The following is an 18,504-nucleotide window of genomic DNA, read 5'->3' on the forward strand; positions in this document are numbered from 1 at the left end:
ACCAAGGGGAGTGATTGGTGGGTTGGATCCTCAGGCGGCGGCGCAGGGTTGGGTAGATGACTTGCCAGGACGCTTACATTGGCTCGCCCCGCAGCCGATCCTGGTGCCATTAGGTATTCATGGCCAATGCAACTGGTGTGGCCTCTTTATCCTGCCTGTGATGTGGAGCGCTGATCTCGCTCCATGCAGGCCACCCAGCTATGGCGCAGGCCTGTTGAGGCTGAATGAGCCCGAGACGCGGCGCAGTCAGAACTCCGCGCCTTCGACCAGAAAGCGAACCCTGCGAACGCCTTGCCATTCATCGGCGTCCAGCCGAAACGCGAGCTTGACTCGTTTGGGCAATGGCTCGGTATGCCCAAACCAAATGCCATCCACGGCATCACCCTGGTGCTTCAATTTCAGGGCCAGGTGCTTCTCCCCCACCAGCCTTTGTGACACCACCTCCAGTTCTTCGCTGAAAGTAGGGGGTGCAAATCCTTGACCCCATACTTCACGGTGCAAGGTGTCGACGACATCGGTGCGTCGGTATTCCGGCGCCAACGGGCCATCGGTATCCAGACGGCGGGTCAAGGTGGCTGCGTCAAGCCACTCATCTGCCACTTGGGCCAGCGCCTGTGAAAAGGTGTCGAAGTGGGATCGGGGGATTGAGCACCCGGCCGCCATTGCATGACCGCCAAATTTCAACAAGACACCAGGGTGACGTTTGGCCACCAAATCCAGTGCATCGCGCAAGTGAAAGCCGGGGATCGACCGCCCTGATCCCTTGAGTTCGTGCTCCCGGCCTGGCGCCGCGCTCGCCGCAAACACGAACGTTGGGCGATGCAGTTTGTCTTTGATGCGAGAGGCCACGATGCCCACCACGCCTTCGTGGAAGTCGGGGTCGAACACGCTGATGGCTGAAGGGGCGGCCTGGCCTTCTTCAAAAAGAGTTTCAGCGATTGCGAAGGCCTGTTCACGCATGCCGCCCTCGATGTCACGCCTCTCGCGGTTGATGCTATCGAGCAATTTTGCCAGTTCGTCGGCTCGACCGGCGTTGTCTGTCACCAGGCATTCGATGCCAACCGTCATGTCGGACAGCCTGCCCGCCGCATTGATGCGGGGGCCCAGTGCAAATCCGAAATCAAAGGTTGTTGCTTTGCGCGCATCACGCACTGCGGCGCGAAACAAGGCCTCGATGCCCGCTGGCATGACCCCTGCACGAATCCGCTTGAGACCTTGGGCGACCAATCGCCGGTTGTTTTCGTCCAACTTGACCACATCGGCCACGGTGCCGAGCGCCACAAGGGGGAGCAGGTCATCCAGTTTGGGTTGAGGATGCTCCACATACGCGCCACGGCGGCGGAGTTCAGCTCGCAAGGCCAATAGCACATAAAGCATGACGCCAACACCCGCCATGGATTTGCTGCCGAAGTCGCATCCGGGCTGGTTTGGATTGACGATGACATGGGCATCCGGCGTTTCGGCGGCCGGCAGGTGATGGTCGGTGATCAAGACCTGAAGCCCTAGTTCTCGGGCGCGGGCGACCCCTTCCATGCTGGCAATCCCGTTGTCGACCGTGATCAGCACATCGGCGCCCATGGCCTTCACCCGCTCCGCAATCGGCGCGGTCAGGCCATAACCATCAATGACCCGGTCGGGCACCAGGTAATCCACGCGTTGCGCCCCCAAAGCACGCAAGCCACGCAGGGCTACCGCACAAGCCGTGGCGCCGTCACAGTCGTAATCGGCCACGATGCACAGGCTCATGTTCGCTGCGAAGGCGTCAGCCAGAAGTTGTGCGGCCTTTTGAGCCCCTTTGAGGGTATGCGGCGGCAGCAGATGGGCCAGCCCATCGTCCAGTTCTTCCTTGTTCTGCACACCCCGGGCCGCATAAAGGCGTGCCAAAAGTGGGTGGATGCCGGCTTGCTCCAGGGCCCAGCAGGCGCGAGGAGGGATATCTCGTTCGAGTATTTTCATAGTGACTCCAGCGCCTGCCTGAATGCAGTTGTGCCTTGCCAGCGAGCTGCCAACCTGGACAGCAGACCATTGCGCGGGCCATGCCAGCTTTGCAGAGCCAGCTCGCCGCACAGCGTCAGTTCTATCGGTATACCCTGGCTTGCGATGCGGAGGCATTGGGCCATCGGTCCGGCGTCCAATTGCCTCCAGGCGTCTGTCCAGGCGTTCCAGTCCCCTGCCAGCGCGGGCCTGCGCAAGTCATCCAATACCTGTGGCGCAGCCTGCGGCGCCTGCCATCCCTGGGGCAGGGCGCCACAGCCACTGATCCAGAAGGAGTTGATGCTTGGCGCACCTTGCGCCTGGCGTGCCTCGCTGAACGCGTGCGTGTACAGCAGCATCTGGGTTTCTGTTTGCAAGCGCCTCAGCAGGTTTGCAGAGGGGCCCTGAGGCATCCATGCGTCAATCGAGCGTCCGATCACCCGATCCAGGCTGGGCGCATGCAACTTTCGAAAAACTTCACCACAGGCCAACCACCGCTCTGGGCTCTGGTAGTGCAGTTCGATGCCGTCGTCTTTGAAAAACGGTGCCAAGATGTCAAGCAGGGCACGCGACTCGGCCTCGCCCAGCCCCAAGGCCTGCGGGTCGCTCATGGCGATGTGGCTGCTCCCAACCTGCCAATGACAAGGGGTGATCCAGCTCCAGGCATGTTCCATGGTGGCTGGCCCCAGCCACTGCAGGGCGTCCCAGGCGGCCCACGGTGTGGGCGCTGCATCCAGCGAGGAGCCTTCGGGCAAGCCCATCGCCTGGGCCAAGGCCCATTCATGAGGCAGTGTGGGGCTGTCTTCACTTGGAGCGTGGCGGGTGCCTGGGCTCAGCAGTCGGCTCAACTGATAGAGGTTGGGTAACTCCCTGGGGCCAAGCGCCTGTTGGGCGCCTTCGGCGGAGCAATGCGCATAGGGCACGATGAGCCGCACCATACGGCTAGCGATATTCTGTTCTGACATGGGGTGTATTGTCCGGGATGCCACAATCTCGGCTCCATGCAAATCCCTTACGAATTGGCCTTGGGCTGGCGATACACCCGCGCCGGCCGTGCCACACGGCGCAACGGCTTCATCTCATTCATCTCCGGGGTCTCCATGCTGGGCATTGCGCTGGGCGTGGCGGCCCTGATCATTGTCCTGTCGGTCATGAACGGTTTCCAGAAGGAAGTCCGTGACCGCATGCTCAGCGTGGTGGCACACATCGAGATCTTCACCCCCCAGGGTGACGCGTTGCCCGATCCGTCGCTGACGCTCCAGGAGGCGAGACGCCAATCTGAGGTGCTGGGCGCAGCACCCTTCATCGCTGTGCAGGCCTTGCTCGCCCGGGGCGACACCATGAAAGGGGCCATCGTGCGCGGCATCGACCCCGCGCGTGAACCGGAAGTCGCGGACATGGACTCCGCCCTCAAGCAAGACGTGCTGCAACGCCTGGTGCCTGGGCAATTCGGCATCGTGCTTGGCGCCGACCTGGCCCGCAGCCTGGGCGTGCGCACAGGCGATCCGGTGACCTTGATCGCCCCCTCAGGCCAGGTCACGCCCGCGGGGGTGGTGCCCCGCCTCAAACAGATGACCGTGGTCGGCACCTTCGACTCCGGTCACTATGAGTACGACTCCACCCTGGCCATGTTGCACATGGAAGATGCCCAGCGCATCTTTCGCCTGGAGGGGCCCACCGGCATTCGCCTTCGCATTCGCGATCTTCACCAGGCCCGCGAGGTGGCCCAGCAACTGGCCGGCAGCCTGAGTGGGGATCTGCTGATCAGCGATTGGACGCGCCAGAACAAGAGCTGGTTCGCGGCCGTTCAGCTTGAAAAACGCATGATGTTCATCATCCTGACCCTGATCGTGGCCGTGGCCGCCTTCAACCTGGTCAGCACCCTGGTCATGACCGTCACCGACAAGCGCGCCGACATCGCCATCTTGCGCACGCTGGGCGCCAGTCCGGCCAGCATCATGGGCATCTTTGTCGTGCAGGGCGCGATGGTGGGTGTGATCGGCACCTTGGCGGGGCTGGTGCTGGGCCTGGCCATTGCCTGCAACATCGATGTGATCGTACCGGCCATCGAGCAAGCCTTCCACGCCAGCTTTTTGCCCAAGGACATCTATCTCATCAGCCGCATGCCCAGTGACCCGCAGCAGGGCGACATCCTGCCCATTACCCTGATCTCACTGCTGCTGGCATTTGTGGCCACTCTCTATCCCAGTTGGCGTGCCAGCCGGGTCAACCCTGCCGAGGCCCTGCGATATGAGTGATCCAACCCTCTCCAACACCGTGCTGCAAGCCCGGGGCCTGAGCAAGCGTTTCACCGAAGGCCGGCTGGATGTGTCGGTGCTGCAGGGCGTGGACCTCAGCATCCGCGCTGGCGACACCGTGGCCATCGTCGGCGCGTCCGGTTCGGGCAAAAGCACGCTGTTGCACTTGCTGGGCGGGCTCGATGCGCCCAGCGCCGGTGAGGTCAGCCTCATGGGCCAACCCCTGTCGCAACTCGACCCTGCCACCCAGGGGCGATTGCGTAACCGGCACCTGGGCTTTGTTTACCAGTTCCACCACTTGCTGCCCGAGTTCAGCGCGCTGGACAACGTGGCCATGCCTCTGCGCATCCGCCGTGAAGCCGCAGCCGTCTCCTCCGAGGCGGCGCGCCGCATGCTTGAGGCGGTGGGGTTGGCCGATCGCTTGCACCACCGACCGGCGGAGCTTTCTGGCGGCGAGAGACAGCGCGTGGCCATCGCCCGCGCCCTCGTAGCCCAACCCGCCTGCGTGCTGGCGGACGAACCTACAGGCAACCTTGACCGGGGTACGGCCGAGCAGGTGTTCCAGCTGATGCTGCAATTGGCCCGCGATCAGGGCACCGCCTTTGTCATGGTCACCCACGACGAAACCCTGGCGGCACGCTGTGCCCGCCAAATGCGCCTGGTTCGGGGTTGCCTGGCCGAGGAGCGCACGGACCAGGCCACCAAGGTGCCCGCATGACGCTGGACTGGTTGGATTTCGATTGCAGCGAAGACACCGATGAAGGGGGCACCTTCGACGCCATGGCATCGGTCTGGCCCGAGCAACTGCCCCTGGTACTGGCCGAGATCGCCGCGGTGCTGAAATGGGCGCGAGACCACTTTGGCCCTGAAAGGCCTCTGGACCATGGCGGTGACTGGGACGTGGATCTGCAGGCCTGGTGCGAGACCCAGCCCGTGCACAGCCTGACCGTGAACCTTCACACCCCAGGACTGGTGGTTTCAGAAGAGGCCCCCGGCGAAGAGCGGGTGCGTCGCACCGTCACCCTTTCACTCTGTGGCAGCGTCACCTTCGCTGAGGCCATGCGCGAGCGATTCGCACTTTAAGTCGCATCGCAACTGCCGCTGGTCACGGGTCATGGGTGCGAGCGCCGTGGGCCAGGGTGAGTTTGACCCGGTCCGGTACGGGGCCTCAGGCGGCTGCGGACAGGGCGTCGGGCCCGCCATGGGCGCTCACAGACGGCGCTGCTGGCGACGGTTCGCTCACCTCTTGGCCTTGAACCTGGTTGGCTGAGGCTTGAACGCGGTGGCTGACCGTGACCACGGAGGGTGCCTGTCGGATCAGTGGGGCATGTAGGTTGATAGGAGCATCAGGCCGGATACGAAGTCTCAGAATATTCATGGCATTGACCGTGGGGTCTGCTTCACCCGTCACCCCCGGGTGAGCGCGGTCATGACGCAGAAACACGTGCCTCCATGGTCTGCTCTTCGCCTCCGCGGGATCTTCTGAAAAGAGGGGCAATCACCCCGCATTTCGGGGCATCAAAGCTGCCGACCGGCTTGGCGCCTGTCACGGTTATCGACCGTTGAACGTGGGGCTTGACCTCTTTTTCTCAGACCGTCACTGGCAATCCACATTCACCAGCGACAGCTTGCCCGCGACAATGTTGCCGCTGCCATTGCTCACGCTGCACTTGCCTTGCAGCGGTTGCTGAGCCACCACCACCTGATAAGGTGTCCCCGCGGGCAGTGAGTTCTTGAATTGGAAGAAGCCGTTCTGCGCCAGCAACAGCGACAGACCGTTGGTGCTCAGCGTCACGCTGGTGCCCGCTTGCAGCCCGGCCAGGGTGCCGCCCAGCGAAAGGCCGGTATCGCAGGCCACTTTCACGGCAAATACCCCATCGCCTCGGCTGTTCACCTTGCCACTGCCACTGCTCACACTGCAGTTCACGCCGGCAGGCTGGGTGAGAACGCTGACGTTGTAGCGTTCGTCAGCCTTCAGTCGCGTGTCAAAGCGGAATTCACCGTTGCGCGTCAGCGTCAGATCGTCGTCGGCATTGTTTTGCAGCACAAGTTGCTGGCCACTGGGCAGCCCGCTCAGCGTGCCACCAATCGGGGCGTCGGAGCCCTGGTCATTGCAGGCGCTCAAGAGAGCGCTGCTCAAAAGGCAAAGGCTCCACAAGGGCCAGACATGTTTTTTTGCAGCTTTTTTTGCGGGGGGCATGGGCCAAGTCCTCAGTGTCGGTGAGAGCCCGCGCCAGGATGGGCGTGGGGCGGCTGTTGTGGCAGCCGCGACAAGGTAGATACCAACCCCCGGTAACCTGGGTCAGATCGGCAAGATTCAAACAGTCTGATGCAAGGGTGCGACCGTTGGCCCTTTCGTGAGGGTCAGCGGCTCATCACGGAGCGCAACACCTGGGCCAGTTCGGCCGGGGCAAACTTGGCCACATAGGCATCGGCGCCCACGCTCTTCACGTGATCCTCGTTGGTCGTGCCTGACAGCGAGGAGTGGATCACCACCGGCAGCCCGCTGAAACGCACGTCTTGCTTGATGTTTCGCGTCAGGGTGAAGCCGTCCATCTCGGGCATCTCCAGGTCAGTCAGCACCAGGGCCACCTTGTCGCGGATCGTCAGGCCTTCCTTGCGCGCATCGGCCTCGATGCGTTGCAGCGTCTCCCAGGCCTCTTTGCCGCTGCGGGTCATCACAAAGGGGGCTCCCATGGCTTCGAGGCTCTTTTCCATCAGCGTGCGGGCCATGGGCGAGTCGTCGGCTGCCAGCACCACGCTGCCAGGGCGCAGGTTGAGCGAGGGGCCAATGGTGCCCGGGTTCACTTCCTGATCGGGGGTGGGGCTGACGCGACGCTGGATGGCTTCCACATCCAGCACCTGCACCAGGCGGGTGTTGTCCACATCGCCGTCCAGGCGGGCAATGCTGGTCACCATGCCTGAGGCCGCGTTGCCCTCGGCCGCCAGCACCTGCGTCCAGTCCAGGCGCACGATCTCTTCCACCGCTTCCACCGCAAACGCGATGGTGTGGCGTGCAAACTCGGCCACCAGCATGATGTTCAAACCGGTCACCGGCTGGCATCCCACGATGAACGGAAGGTCGATCACCTGGATCACCTGGCCGCGCAGGTTCACCACCCCGAGCACACCCTTGGCGGCCCCGATGATGGCGGTGATCTTGGGCATCTCCACGATCTCTCTGACCTTGAACACGTTGATGCCAAACAGCTCAGACCTGTCCCCATGAGCATCCTTGCCCAGGCGGAACAACAGCAGTTCAAATTTGTTGGTGCTGGTCAGGTTGGTGCGCTCGTCGATCTCTCGTTGGGCTTCTGAGGTCATGGCGGATTCCACTTGTGACAAAGAAAAACACAGTCTAGCCCCAACTTCGCGCTATGGGGCGTCAGAGTGGGGCCTGGCACCGGTTTCGCAGTGCGGCTTGCGTTGCCTCAGTCAGGAACAGTGGGTTTCAAGCCACGCGGCCGAACCAGCTTAAGGACAAACCCGAGGCCAGCAAGACCAGTGCCGCCGCTGCCAGGGCCAGCAAGGCACTGATCTCGGTCTCGTGGGTTTCCAGGGCCAGCCGTGAGCCCAGGGTTTCGTAGACCTGATGCAGGGCCTCGGCCGAAGCCGCATGAAAGTACTCGCCCTGGGTGCGCGCTGCCACCGCCTTCAGCGTCTCCTCGTCCAGTCGCACCCGCATTGACCAGCCTTCAAATCCCACGGTATCGCCATCCACCGTCCCCACCCCCACGGTGTATACGCGCACCCCGCGCTCTGCGGCCAGGCGGGCGGCCTCCAGGGGATCGACCCCCGTGGTCCTCTGGCCGTCCGTCAACATGATGATTGCCGCCGTGGTGTAAGAGCCTGCGGGTACAGGCTGCCAGGGCTGTGGTCTGGTGGCCTCCGGGCTGCCCAGTGGGGCTGCGGTGATGGTGCCGGCCCCCCAATGGGCCAAATCGATGCCGGCCTGGGGAAACAAAGTGGCCAGCGCCACCACCAAGCCATTGCCGGTGGCCGTGCCCCGTTGCAGTTGAAAGCCATCGATCGCCTGAAACAAGTCCTCGTGGTTGCGGGTCGGGGCCTGGGCCAGCTGGGCGCTGCCGGCAAAGGCCACGATGCCCACGCGCACGGGCCTTGGCAGGCTGCGGATGAAGGCCTTGGCCGCCTCCTGGGCCGCCACCAGCCGGTTGGGTTTGACGTCGGTGGCGCGCATGCTGCCCGACACATCCATCACCAGCAACAGGGTCTGTTGTTCGCTGGGCAGGCTGATCCGCGCCACCGGACGGGCGGCGGCCAGCAGCAACAAACCCCAGGCCAGCAAGAGCAGGGCGGGTGGCAAGTGCCGCCGCCAGCGCCGGCCCGGCCCCATGGCCTGTTGCAGCAGGCCCAGCCCCGGGTAGAGGGTGGCTGCACGCCGGCGGCGCAGCAGCAACACGTAAGCCGCCACGGCCACCGGGCACAAGGCCAGCAGCCACAGCATCTGGGGCCACAGAAAGCTCATGTGGGGGCCTCCGCCTGAGGCCATCGGTTCTGAGGTCTGGGGGCCTCGGCAGGCAGGCCTCTGCGCAAGCGCACAAAGCGCCGCAACTCGGCCGCCCAATCAGCGGCCGTGCTCAACGCCAGGGCGTCGACCCCGGCGCGGCCAAAAGCCTCGCGCAGGCGCACACCGCGTTCTGCCGCGGCCTGGGCAAAGCGCTCGCGCAGGGCACGGTCGTGGCTGTCCACCCACAAGGCCATGCCGCTTTCAGGATCCCGCAGGTGCAGCAGGCCCAGATCCGGCAGCGCTTGCTCCAGTGGGTCCAGCAGCTGCAGGGCCACCACATCGTGCTTTTGGGCCAGGCGTCCCAGAGGGCGCTCCCAGTCGATCTGCTCCTGGAAATCGCTCAGCACCAGCACCGTGCTCCGCCGGTGCAGCGTGGCGCCGGCCCGGTGCAGCGCTCGGGCCAGGGCCTGGGGGCGCGTTGCAGCGCTGGCGGGTGGGCCTGCAGGGCGGCGGCTGTCTGGCCCCTGGTCCAAGGCATGGCGCAACTGCGCGGCCCCCTGGCGTCCGCCCAGAGCGCGAGGGCTTTGTCGCAGGCCCTGAGGGCCGAACTCATTGAAAGTCAGTGTGCCCACCCGGTGGCCGTGCTCCAGCCAGGTCAGGGCCAAACCCCAGATCAGCTCTTGCGCCAGGCGGGCTTTGCTGTGGCGGCCCGAGCCGAAATGCATGGAGCGGCTCTGGTCCAGCACAAACCACGCGCTCATGTCGCGCTCTTCGTGGAACAGGCGCACGTGGGGGGTGTGCAGGCGGGCCGTGGCGTTCCAGTCGATGTGCCGTACCTCGTCGTGCGGCTGGTATTCGCGCAGGTCCGCCAGATCCAGGCCGCTGCCGCGCAGCAGGCTGAGATACGGCCCGGGCCGCCAGCCCTGCAGCCGCTTGAGCGCAGGCCAGTCCAGCTTCATCTGGGCTGGCCGGGGCCCGAAGGGCGCAGCCGTGTCAGATCGATCCAGGGCGTGGGTCGTCATGCTGCAGGGCTCGGGGTGGCGGGCTGATGCGGCCCATCAGCCGGTTGATCAGGCTGTCGGGGCTGTGCCCCTCGGCCAGGGCTTCATAGGACAAGGTCAGCCGGTGGCGCAGCACTTCGGGTGCCAGGTCCGTCAGGTCTTCAGGCAGTGCGTAGCGCCGGCCACGCATCAGCGCCAGTGCCCGTGCGCCCTCGGCCAGCGCGATCGTGGCCCGGGGGCTGGCCCCGGCGTTCAGCCACCCCTGCAGCTCGGGCAGACCGTGTTGGGCCGGCTGCCGTGTGGCCGACACCAGTCGCACGGCGTACTGCAGCAAAGCTGGGTCCAGGTACACCTGCCGGCAGCAGGCTTGCAACGCGACCAGGGCCTCCATGCTGGCGACTGGCCGCACGGCCACCGGCGGGGCGATCGCCCGCTGAACGATCGCCAGCTCCTCCTCGTCGCTCGGATAGCCGATGTGCACCTTCATCATGAACCGGTCCAACTGGGCCTCGGGCAGGGGGTAAGTGCCCTCGGTCTCGATCGGGTTCTGGGTGGCCATCACCAGAAAGGGGCTGGGCACCCGGTGGGTTTCGCCGGCCAGGGTCACCTGGCGCTCTTGCATCACCTCCAGCAGTGCACTTTGCACCTTGGCCGGCGCGCGGTTGATCTCATCGGCCAGCAGCAGGTGGGTGAACACGGGGCCCAGGGCGGTGCTGAATTCCCCGTTGCGCGGGTTGAACAGACGTGTGCCCACCAGGTCGGCTGGCATCAGGTCAGGCGTGAACTGGATGCGCTTGAACTGGCCATGCAGTGTCTGCGCCAGTGTCTTCACCGTGAGGGTCTTGGCCAGCCCGGGCACGCCCTCCACCAGCAAGTGCCCCTGCGCCAGCAGCGCCACCATCACGCGCTCCAGAAACCGGTCCTGCCCGACCACCACGCGCTTGATCTCGTAGAGGATCTGCTCCATCAGGGCGGCGGTGTCGGCGCCGGGCGCGGTCTGCGTTGGGGGCGGGGCATCCATGGGCGGGTTCCTTGTTCTGGCAGGGGGCTTCAGAAAGGGGGCATGCCGGCCGCCGTGGCGGCGCTCTCGATCGGTACGGCAAAGCCGATGCCGATGAAGGTTTTGGCCGCACCGGGGTTGAGGATGGCCGTCACGATGCCCACCACCTCACCTTGGGCCGTGAACAGGGGCCCACCTGAGTTGCCCGGGTTGGCTGCCGCATCGAACTGAATCATGTGGTTCAGTGTCTGGCGTCCCTGAGGCGAATCAAATTCGCGGTCCAGCCCCGACACCACGCCTGCGGACACCGATGGCCCGATGCCGTACGGAAAGCCGATCACCCCCACGGTGTCGCCCGGGTGCAGGCTGCCGCTGCTGGCCAGGGTGGCGGCCACCAGGTCATCGGGCACGCGGCTGGCCTGCAGCACCGCCAGATCCTGCGCGGGTCGGGTGGCCACCAGGGTGGCGCTGGCGCGCAAGCCATCGCTGAATACCAGGCCGATGCGTTTGGCCCCTTTGACCACATGCAGGTTGGTCAGGATCAGGCCGCTGTCCACCAGCACCACGCCGGTGCCGACGCTGGTCTCATGTCCTTCGCGTTCTTCACGGCCTCGCGTATTGCCTTGGTGGGCGGGGCGTTCGGTCCGCTCGTGGCCAAAACCCACGACCCGAACCACCGAGGGCGCCACCCGCTCTGCGGCCAGTGCCACGGCTGAACGCAGCGGCTGGGTTTCGAGGCTGTGCCGCACCGCGGCATCGATGTCCTGCTGCGTCAATGGGCGAGGCCGGGGTGCCAGTTGCCAGCCCAGCAACAGGCCGGCAAACAGCAGGGCGGCGGCGCTGATCCAGGCCGGCGCCCGGGCGCGCCAATGGGCTTGTCGCGCAGGGGCGGATGGGGTGGCTGGGTTGGCGGGGTGTCGTGCGGTCGTATCGGTGGCCTGGGGGGCCTGGCTCAAAGGCTCTTGTGGAGAGGGGGGCGCGTCGACCGGCACGGGCTCCCGGGCCGTGGCGGCGGCGGGAGGGCGGGGTGGGATGTACAAGGCGGGCCTGCGCATGGGGTCACCTGTGTCCTGGGGCATGGGCACGGTGCCGACGCCTGGGCAAAACCTTAGCATGGTTTGCCGTCGGCTGCACGGCCCGGGGAGGCCGTGCAGCCCTGGCGCTTCAGGCATCATCGGGCCCATGTTGTTCTGGCTAGACACCCATTGCCACCTTGACGCCCCCGAACTGGCCGCCGATGTCGACCAGGTGCGCCAGCGGGCCCGGGCCGCCGGGGTCGGGCACTGTGTGCTGCCGGCGGTCGAGGTGGCCCATTTCGAGGCGGTGCGCTGCCTGGCCCACCGGCACGGCGACAGCTATGCCCTGGGCATCCACCCCCTTTACACCCCACGGGCGGCCGACTCTGACCTGGCCCGCCTGGTCCAGGCCCTGCAGGTCGCGCAGGCCGACCCGCGCCTGGTGGCCGTGGGCGAGATCGGCCTGGACGGCTTTGTGCCGGGCCTGGACATGGCGCGCCAGCAGCATTTCTACCGGGCTCAGTTGCGCCTGGCGCGGCAGTTCGATCTGCCGGTGATCCTGCACGTGCGCCGGTCGGCAGACGCACTGCTGGCCGCCCTGCGCTCGATCGGGGGCCCCGGTGCGGGGGCCTGGCGGGGCATTGCCCATGCCTTCAATGGCAGCTTCCAGCAAGCCGAGGCCTTTGTTCACCTGGGCTTCAAGCTGGGCTTCGGCGGGGCGCTCACCTACGACCGGGCGTTGCAACTGAGACGCCTGGCCACCGAACTGCCGCTGGATTCGCTGGTGCTGGAGACTGACGCGCCCGACATTCCGCCGCACTGGCTGTACCGCACGGCGGCCGAGCGTGCGGCAGGCCTGCCGCAGGGCCGCAATACGCCGGCCGAACTGCCCCGCATCGCGGAGGTGCTGGCCGGCCTGCGGGGCCTGCCCCTGGCCGAACTGGCCGCGGCCACCACGCGCAATGCCTGCTCGGCCTTGCCCCGACTCGAAGCCCTGCTGGCCGGGGCCACGCCATGAGCGAGCGCCTCACAGGCCTGCCCCCGGTGCTGGGGCCAGAAACCCGCCTGCTGGTGCTGGGAAGTTTTCCGGGTGCCCGCTCACTGGCCCAGCAGCAGTATTACGGGCACCCGCAAAACCAGTTCTGGAAGATCCTGTCCACTTTGTGGCAATGCGACCTGGTCGCACTGGATTACCCCGATCGGCTGCAGCAACTGCAGCGGCGCGGCCTGGGGCTGTGGGATGTTTATGCCTCGTGTGAACGCGAAGGCAGCCTGGACAGCGCCATCCGCAAGCCCTTGGTCAATGACCTGGCCAGCCTGCGTCAGCGTTGCCCCTGCCTGTGCGCCATCGCCCACAACGGCGGCGAAAGCTACCGCCATGCCCGGCACACCCTGGCGCTGGGGCTGCCGGTGTGGCGCCTGCCGTCCACCAGCCCGGCCAATGCGTCCCAGACCCTGGCGCACAAGCTGGCCGCCTGGCGCGAGGCCTTCGAGTCGGCCGGTCTGCTCTGAGTGCCGGCTGCCGGCGCTTCATGTGCTGGGCGGGCCTGCTACAGTGCTGCACCGTTTTTCACCCGCACAGCCATGGCCCGCAGCAAATCCACCCCCACCCCCGTCGAACTGCCCGAAGTCAATTTCTCGGACTGGGACGGTGTGCGCAGTCTGCACCTGGGCACCGAATGGATCCAGGGCACCATGCTCATGGACGCCCCGTACGACATCGAACTGGAGTACGTGCAACGCATGATGGCCTGGCTGCTGTTCACCGACCCAGCCCGCCTGACGCGCTTCCATGCCATGCAACTGGGCCTGGGCGCCGGCACGCTGACCAAGTTCTGCCGCAAAAAGCTCAAGGTCACCACCACGGCCATCGAACTCAACCCTCAGGTGTTGCATGCCTGCCGCGGCTGGTTCAAGCTGCCGCCCGACGACAGCAAGCTGCGCGTGGTGATCGCCGACGCCGCCGAGGAAATCCGCAACCCCATGTGGCACGGCGTGGTCGATGCCCTTCAGGTCGACCTGTATGACCATGAGGCGGCCGCTCCGGTCCTTGACAGCGCCGAGTTCTATGCCGATTGCCGTCAGTTGCTCAGCGAAGACGCCTGCATGACCGTGAACCTGTTCGGTCGCTCCTCCAGCTACGAGCGCAGCGTCGAGAAAATGGTCGAGGCCTTTGGGGCTGACGCCATCTGGGCCTTCAAGCCCACCCGCGAAGGCAACACCGTGGTGCTGGCCCAGCGCACGCCGTCGCGCCCCAAGCGCGAAGTCTTGCTGGAGCGCGCCGAACTGATCCAGAGCCGCTGGGGCCTGCCGGCCACCAAGTGGCTGCGCGTGTTCAAGCCGCTGGTGTCACGCCGCTCTGCCTGAGTGCCTTGGCCTGGGCCTGGCACCTGCCGGTGCAGGCCCGCGGCAACGCCTTTGCAAAGGCTTCGAATCAGCTTGGTGAACCGGTGCCGTGCCAGGGCCCGCGTGGCCGCCGGGCGCGTTATGCTGGCGGTTGCGCCGCCAAACCTGGCGGAATCACCGGAACCCAGCCGTCATGAGTGCCACCGCGCCCCCTTCCGCCAGCGCCACCCCACCTTCCAGCGCCCCCCCGTCCGCCGGCCTCACCATTCCCTACATCGGTCTGCTCGACTGGCGGCGGGTGGTCGATTGGCTGCGGGCCGACGGCGTGATCTCGGCCGAGCAGGCCGAGCGCACCGTGGCACGCTGTTCGCAGGCTGAAAGCGCACAGCATCCTCTGGTGCGTCTGGCCAGCGTGGCCATGCTGAGGGCCTCCAACGGCCGGCCGTTGGACCTGGAGGAGCTCACCCAGTACATCGCCGGGCGCGCCGGGGTTGAGTACCTTCGCATCGATCCCCTGCGCGTCGATGTGGGCAAGGTGGCCGAGACCATGAGCGCCGCCTACGCCGAGCGCCACCGCGTGCTGCCGGTGCAGATCACTGCCAGCGAGGTGGTCGTGGCCACGGCCGAGCCCTTTGTGACCGATTGGATCAGCGAAGTCGAACGCCAGTCCCGGCGCCGGGTTCGGCGTGTGGTGGCCAACCCGCTGGAGATTCACCGCTACACCGCCGAGTTTTTCGCCTTGGCCAAATCGGTGCGTGCCGCGCAGAAGGCGGGGGCCAGCAACAACGCGGCGAGCTTCGAGCAACTGGTCGAACTCGGCCGCAGCAACAAGCAGCTTGATGCCAACGATCAGGGCGTGGTGCGGGTGGTCGACTGGCTGTGGCAATACGCCTTCGACCAGCGTGCCAGCGACATCCACCTGGAACCCCGGCGCGAGCAGGGCGTGATCCGCTTTCGCATCGATGGCGTGCTGCACTCCGTCTACCAGATGCCCATGGGCGTTCTCAACGCCATGGTGGCTCGCGTCAAGCTGCTGGGTCGCATGGACGTGGTCGAGCGCCGACGCCCGCAGGACGGTCGCATCAAGACCCGCAACCCGCGGGGTGATGAGGTGGAAATGCGCCTGTCCACCCTGCCCACCGCCTTCGGCGAGAAGATGGTGATGCGCATCTTCGACCCTGACACGGCGGTCAAAGACCTGGACGCCCTGGGCTTTTCGGCCCACGACGCCCAACGCTGGGAGCAGCTCACGCGCCGGCCTTACGGCATCATCTTGGTGACCGGGCCCACGGGTTCGGGCAAGACCACCACGCTGTATTCCACGCTCAAGCGGATGGCCACCGACGAGGTCAACGTCTGCACCGTTGAAGACCCGATCGAAATGATCGAGCCTGCCTTCAACCAGACCCAGGTGCAGCCCCAGCTCGACTTCAGCTTTGCCGAGGGCCTGCGCTCGCTCATGCGGCAAGACCCGGACATCATCATGGTGGGCGAAATCCGTGACCTGGAGACCGCCGACATGGCGGTCCAGGCGGCCCTCACCGGCCACCTGGTGTTTTCCACCCTGCACACCAATGACGCGCCCTCGGCCATCACCCGGCTCATGGAGTTGGGCGTGCCGCCCTACCTGCTCAACGCCACGGTGCTGGGGGTGCTGGCCCAGCGCCTGGTGCGCACCTTGTGCCGCCAGTGCAAGGTGCCCGACGAGGCCTTCAGCGCCGAGACCCTGGCCGACTTCGTCAAGCCCTGGAAGATCAATGCCAGCGGTGGCTACCGCCCCTACAAGCCCGTGGGCTGCGTGGACTGCCGCATGACGGGATTCATGGGGCGCATGGGCCTGTACGAACTGCTCTCCATCAGCGAAGCCTTCAAGGATCGCGTCAACCGTGAGCCCAGCCTGGATGCGCTGCGCCGCCAGGGCGTCAGCGATGGCATGCGGCCGCTGCGCCTGGCCGGAGCGCTGCGCGTGGCCGAAGGCCTGACCACGCTCGAAGAAGTGCTCAGCACCACCCCCCCTCTGGATTGAGGGGCCGGTCGGGGCCATGACCGCCCCCCACAAGCCTGCGCATCGCGCTCTGCTACTCCCTGGTAGCAGGGTTTTCCTTTGTTTGGATGGGGCGTTGTGGTGGCGCTTGTTTAGTCAATTTGGGTTTTCCCTTGGATTTGTGCTTTTCTGGGCTGCCGCTGCTCCAGATTTGCGCTGCGTCAGTGACTTGGTAGGTGATATCCACATCTGACAGCTTCGTGAAAGCCACCACAATCGCCCAGTCGAAAAATTCTTTCGAGGAGATACTTCGTGAAAATCAAAAGTCAAAAAGACTTTTTTTCCGGCCTCATGTTCATGGGGGTCGGTGTCGCGTTCGCATGGGGTGCCACGACTTACAGCGTGGGGTCTGGTGCGCGCATGGGTCCTGGGTACTTTCCCCTCATGCTGGGCATCCTGCTGGCTTTGATCGGATCTGTCATCACCTTCAAGGCGATGGTGGTCGAGACCGAAGGTGGCGACAAGATCGGTGCCTGGGCCTGGAAGCCCCTGTTCTTCATCCTGGCCGCCAACTTCGTGTTCGGCATCCTGCTCGGCGGTCTGCCCAGCATTGGTTTGCCGGCCATGGGCATGATCCTCGGCATCTACGCCCTGGTCATCATCTCCAGCCTGGCGGGCAATGAGTTCAGCCTCAAGGGTGTGCTCGGTCTGTCCACCATCCTGGCGATTGGCAGCTACCTGGCTTTCGTGGTCCTGCTCAAGCTGCAGTTCCCGGTGTGGCCCAGCTTCATCACCGGCTGAGCATTGAGGAGTACAAAAAATGGATTTGATGAATAACCTGGCGCTCGGTTTTGGCGTTGCCTTCACGGGCCAAAACCTGATCTACGCTTTCGTCGGCTGTCTGCTGGGCACCCTGATCGGTGTGCTGCCTGGCATCGGCCCCGTGGCGACCATCGCCATGCTGCTGCCCGCCACCTACGCGCTGCCCCCGGTGGCTGCGCTGATCATGCTGGCCGGCATTTACTACGGTGCTCAATACGGTGGCTCCACCACCGCGATTCTGGTCAACCTGCCAGGTGAATCCTCGTCGGTGGTGACCGTGATCGACGGCTACCAGATGGCTCGCAAGGGCCGTGCGGGGCCGGCGCTGGCTGCGGCGGGCCTGGGCTCGTTCTTTGCCGGTTGCGTGGGCACCTTGATCCTGGCCGCCTTCGCGCCGCCGCTGACCGAAGTTGCCTTCAAGTTCGGCCCGGCCGAATACTTCTCGCTGATGATCCTGGGCCTGATCGGCGCCGTGGTGCTGGCCTCGGGCTCTTTGCTCAAGGCGGTGGCCATGATCGTGCTGGGCCTGTTGATGGGTCTGGTCGGTACCGACGTGAACTCGGGCGTGGCCCGCTTCAGCTTCGACATCCCTGAATTGACCGACGGCATCGGCTTCGTGGCCATCGCCATGGGTGTGTTCGGCTACGGCGAAATCATCACCAACCTCGCCCAGTCGGACGAAGACCGTGAAGTGTTCACCGCCAAGGTCGAAGGCCTGTTCCCGAACAAGGAAGACTTTAAGAACATGATCCCGGCTGTGCTGCGTGGCACGGCGCTGGGTTCTGCCCTGGGCATCCTGCCCGGCGGCGGTGCGCTGCTGGCTGCTTTTGCCGCCTACACCATCGAGAAGAAGACCAAGCTGCGCCCGGGTGAAGTGCCCTTCGGCCAAGGCAACATTCGCGGTGTGGCAGCCCCTGAGGCCGCCAACAATGCCGGTGCACAAACCTCCTTCATCCCGCTGCTGACGCTGGGCATCCCGCCCAACGCCGTGATGGCGCTGATGGTGGGTGCCATGACCATCCACAACATCCAGCCGGGCCCGCAGGTGATGACCAGCAACCCCGAACTGTTCTGGGGCCTGATTGCCTCGATGTGGATCGGCAACGCCATGCTGATCATCTTGAACCTGCCGCTGATCGGCATCTGGATCAAGCTGTTGACCGTGCCTTACCGTTGGTTGTTCCCCTCCATCGTGCTGTTCTGCGCGATCGGCGTGTACTCCACCAACAACAACACTTTCGACATCTGGATGGTGGGCGGCTTCGGCTTCATCGGCTACCTGTTCAACAAGCTGGGTGTGGAGCCTGCCCCCTTGCTGCTGGGCTTCATCCTGGGCCCGATGATGGAAGAAAACCTGCGCCGTGCGCTGCTGCTGTCGCGTGGCGACTGGAGCGTGTTCGTGACCCGTCCGTTGTCGGCTGGTCTGCTGGCCGCTGCCCTGTTGCTGCTGATCATCGTGCTGTTGCCTGCGGTCAAGAACAAGCGCGAGGAAGCCTTCGTCGAAGACTGACCCCGGCTGCTTTGGCGAGCCCGCCTCTGGCGGCTCCCGGGCCCCAAGTTCAAACGGCACCTTCGGGTGCCGTTTTTTCTGGGCGGGGCGGATCGTGGAAGGCCAGCCTTTGGCATGCGTCACAA

At 65.3% G+C, this 18,504-nt stretch carries 17 protein-coding genes; 9 read left to right on the forward strand and 8 right to left on the reverse strand.

Annotation, left to right across the window (positions count from 1 at the left end; translation table 11 throughout):
- Positions 1-246: 246 nt before the first annotated feature.
- Both recJ and AC07PT_RS07205 read right to left on the reverse strand, forming a co-directional pair.
- Positions 247-1,956, reverse strand: a complete 1,710-nt coding sequence (gene recJ, locus AC07PT_RS07200; protein WP_494656284.1) for a single-stranded-DNA-specific exonuclease RecJ — start codon at positions 1,954-1,956, stop codon at positions 247-249.
- On the reverse strand, positions 1,953-2,939 hold the full coding sequence (locus AC07PT_RS07205) for a phosphoglycerate mutase (RefSeq protein WP_494656285.1): 987 nt from the start codon (positions 2,937-2,939) through the stop codon (positions 1,953-1,955). The genes recJ and AC07PT_RS07205 overlap by 4 nt, the downstream gene beginning before the upstream one ends.
- A gap of 36 nt (positions 2,940-2,975) precedes the next feature.
- Between AC07PT_RS07205 and AC07PT_RS07210 the strand changes: the two genes are divergently transcribed.
- The 3 genes from AC07PT_RS07210 to AC07PT_RS07220 are packed head-to-tail and all read left to right on the forward strand — an operon-like array spanning position 2,976 to position 5,315.
- On the forward strand, positions 2,976-4,232 hold the full coding sequence (locus AC07PT_RS07210) for a lipoprotein-releasing ABC transporter permease subunit (RefSeq protein WP_494656286.1): 1,257 nt from the start codon (positions 2,976-2,978) through the stop codon (positions 4,230-4,232).
- Positions 4,225-4,950, forward strand: a complete 726-nt coding sequence (lolD, locus tag AC07PT_RS07215) for a lipoprotein-releasing ABC transporter ATP-binding protein LolD (protein ID WP_494656287.1) — start codon at positions 4,225-4,227, stop codon at positions 4,948-4,950. The genes AC07PT_RS07210 and lolD overlap by 8 nt, the downstream gene beginning before the upstream one ends.
- On the forward strand, positions 4,947-5,315 hold the full coding sequence (locus tag AC07PT_RS07220; RefSeq protein ID WP_494656288.1) for a hypothetical protein: 369 nt from the start codon (positions 4,947-4,949) through the stop codon (positions 5,313-5,315). Before lolD ends, AC07PT_RS07220 begins: the two co-directional genes overlap by 4 nt.
- Before the next feature lie 514 nt (positions 5,316-5,829).
- Here the strand turns inward: AC07PT_RS07220 and AC07PT_RS07225 are convergent.
- The 6 genes from AC07PT_RS07225 to AC07PT_RS07250 form a co-directional block, all read right to left on the reverse strand.
- Positions 5,830-6,357, reverse strand: a complete 528-nt coding sequence (locus AC07PT_RS07225; RefSeq protein WP_494656289.1) for a hypothetical protein — start codon at positions 6,355-6,357, stop codon at positions 5,830-5,832.
- Between the two features lie 239 nt (positions 6,358-6,596).
- Positions 6,597-7,556, reverse strand: coding sequence for a chemotaxis protein (locus AC07PT_RS07230; RefSeq protein WP_492346680.1), 960 nt, complete (start codon positions 7,554-7,556; stop codon positions 6,597-6,599).
- 127 nt (positions 7,557-7,683) lie between these two features.
- Entirely contained in the window at positions 7,684-8,718 is a 1,035-nt protein-coding gene (locus tag AC07PT_RS07235) for a VWA domain-containing protein (protein ID WP_492346681.1), read from the reverse strand.
- Positions 8,715-9,722 carry a DUF58 domain-containing protein gene (locus tag AC07PT_RS07240; RefSeq protein ID WP_494656290.1) on the reverse strand — a complete coding sequence of 336 codons (1,008 nt, stop codon included), beginning with the start codon at positions 9,720-9,722 and terminating at the stop codon, positions 8,715-8,717. Before AC07PT_RS07240 ends, AC07PT_RS07235 begins: the two co-directional genes overlap by 4 nt.
- Complete coding sequence (locus AC07PT_RS07245; RefSeq protein WP_492346683.1) at positions 9,694-10,722, reverse strand: AAA family ATPase; 1,029 nt, start codon at positions 10,720-10,722, stop codon at positions 9,694-9,696. Before AC07PT_RS07245 ends, AC07PT_RS07240 begins: the two co-directional genes overlap by 29 nt.
- A 29-nt stretch (positions 10,723-10,751) precedes the next feature.
- Positions 10,752-11,756, reverse strand: a complete 1,005-nt coding sequence (locus tag AC07PT_RS07250; RefSeq protein ID WP_494656519.1) for a S1C family serine protease — start codon at positions 11,754-11,756, stop codon at positions 10,752-10,754.
- Positions 11,757-11,883: 127 nt separating this feature from the next.
- Between AC07PT_RS07250 and AC07PT_RS07255 the strand changes: the two genes are divergently transcribed.
- The 6 genes from AC07PT_RS07255 to AC07PT_RS07280 all read left to right on the forward strand — a co-directional run bounded on the left by AC07PT_RS07255 (position 11,884) and on the right by AC07PT_RS07280 (position 18,379).
- Positions 11,884-12,735, forward strand: coding sequence for a TatD family hydrolase (locus AC07PT_RS07255; protein WP_494656291.1), 852 nt, complete (start codon positions 11,884-11,886; stop codon positions 12,733-12,735).
- Complete coding sequence (locus AC07PT_RS07260; RefSeq protein ID WP_494656292.1) at positions 12,732-13,229, forward strand: DNA-deoxyinosine glycosylase; 498 nt, start codon at positions 12,732-12,734, stop codon at positions 13,227-13,229. Before AC07PT_RS07255 ends, AC07PT_RS07260 begins: the two co-directional genes overlap by 4 nt.
- A 72-nt stretch (positions 13,230-13,301) precedes the next feature.
- Positions 13,302-14,084 (forward strand): class I SAM-dependent methyltransferase, encoded by a 783-nt coding sequence (locus AC07PT_RS07265; RefSeq protein ID WP_492346687.1) that lies wholly within the window; start codon positions 13,302-13,304, stop codon positions 14,082-14,084.
- A 172-nt stretch (positions 14,085-14,256) separates the two neighbouring features.
- On the forward strand, positions 14,257-16,089 hold the full coding sequence (tfpB, locus tag AC07PT_RS07270; protein WP_494656293.1) for a type IV pilus assembly ATPase TfpB: 1,833 nt from the start codon (positions 14,257-14,259) through the stop codon (positions 16,087-16,089).
- 270 nt (positions 16,090-16,359) lie between these two features.
- Complete coding sequence (locus tag AC07PT_RS07275; RefSeq protein WP_492346689.1) at positions 16,360-16,848, forward strand: tripartite tricarboxylate transporter TctB family protein; 489 nt, start codon at positions 16,360-16,362, stop codon at positions 16,846-16,848.
- Between the two features lie 19 nt (positions 16,849-16,867).
- The gene (locus tag AC07PT_RS07280) at positions 16,868-18,379 is read left to right on the forward strand and encodes a tripartite tricarboxylate transporter permease (RefSeq protein WP_494656294.1); all 1,512 of its coding nucleotides are present in this window, start codon (positions 16,868-16,870) and stop codon (positions 18,377-18,379) included.
- The last annotated feature ends 125 nt before the right edge of the window (positions 18,380-18,504 follow it).

The sequence above is a fragment of the Curvibacter sp. GW821-FHT09D12 genome (assembly GCF_059416245.1).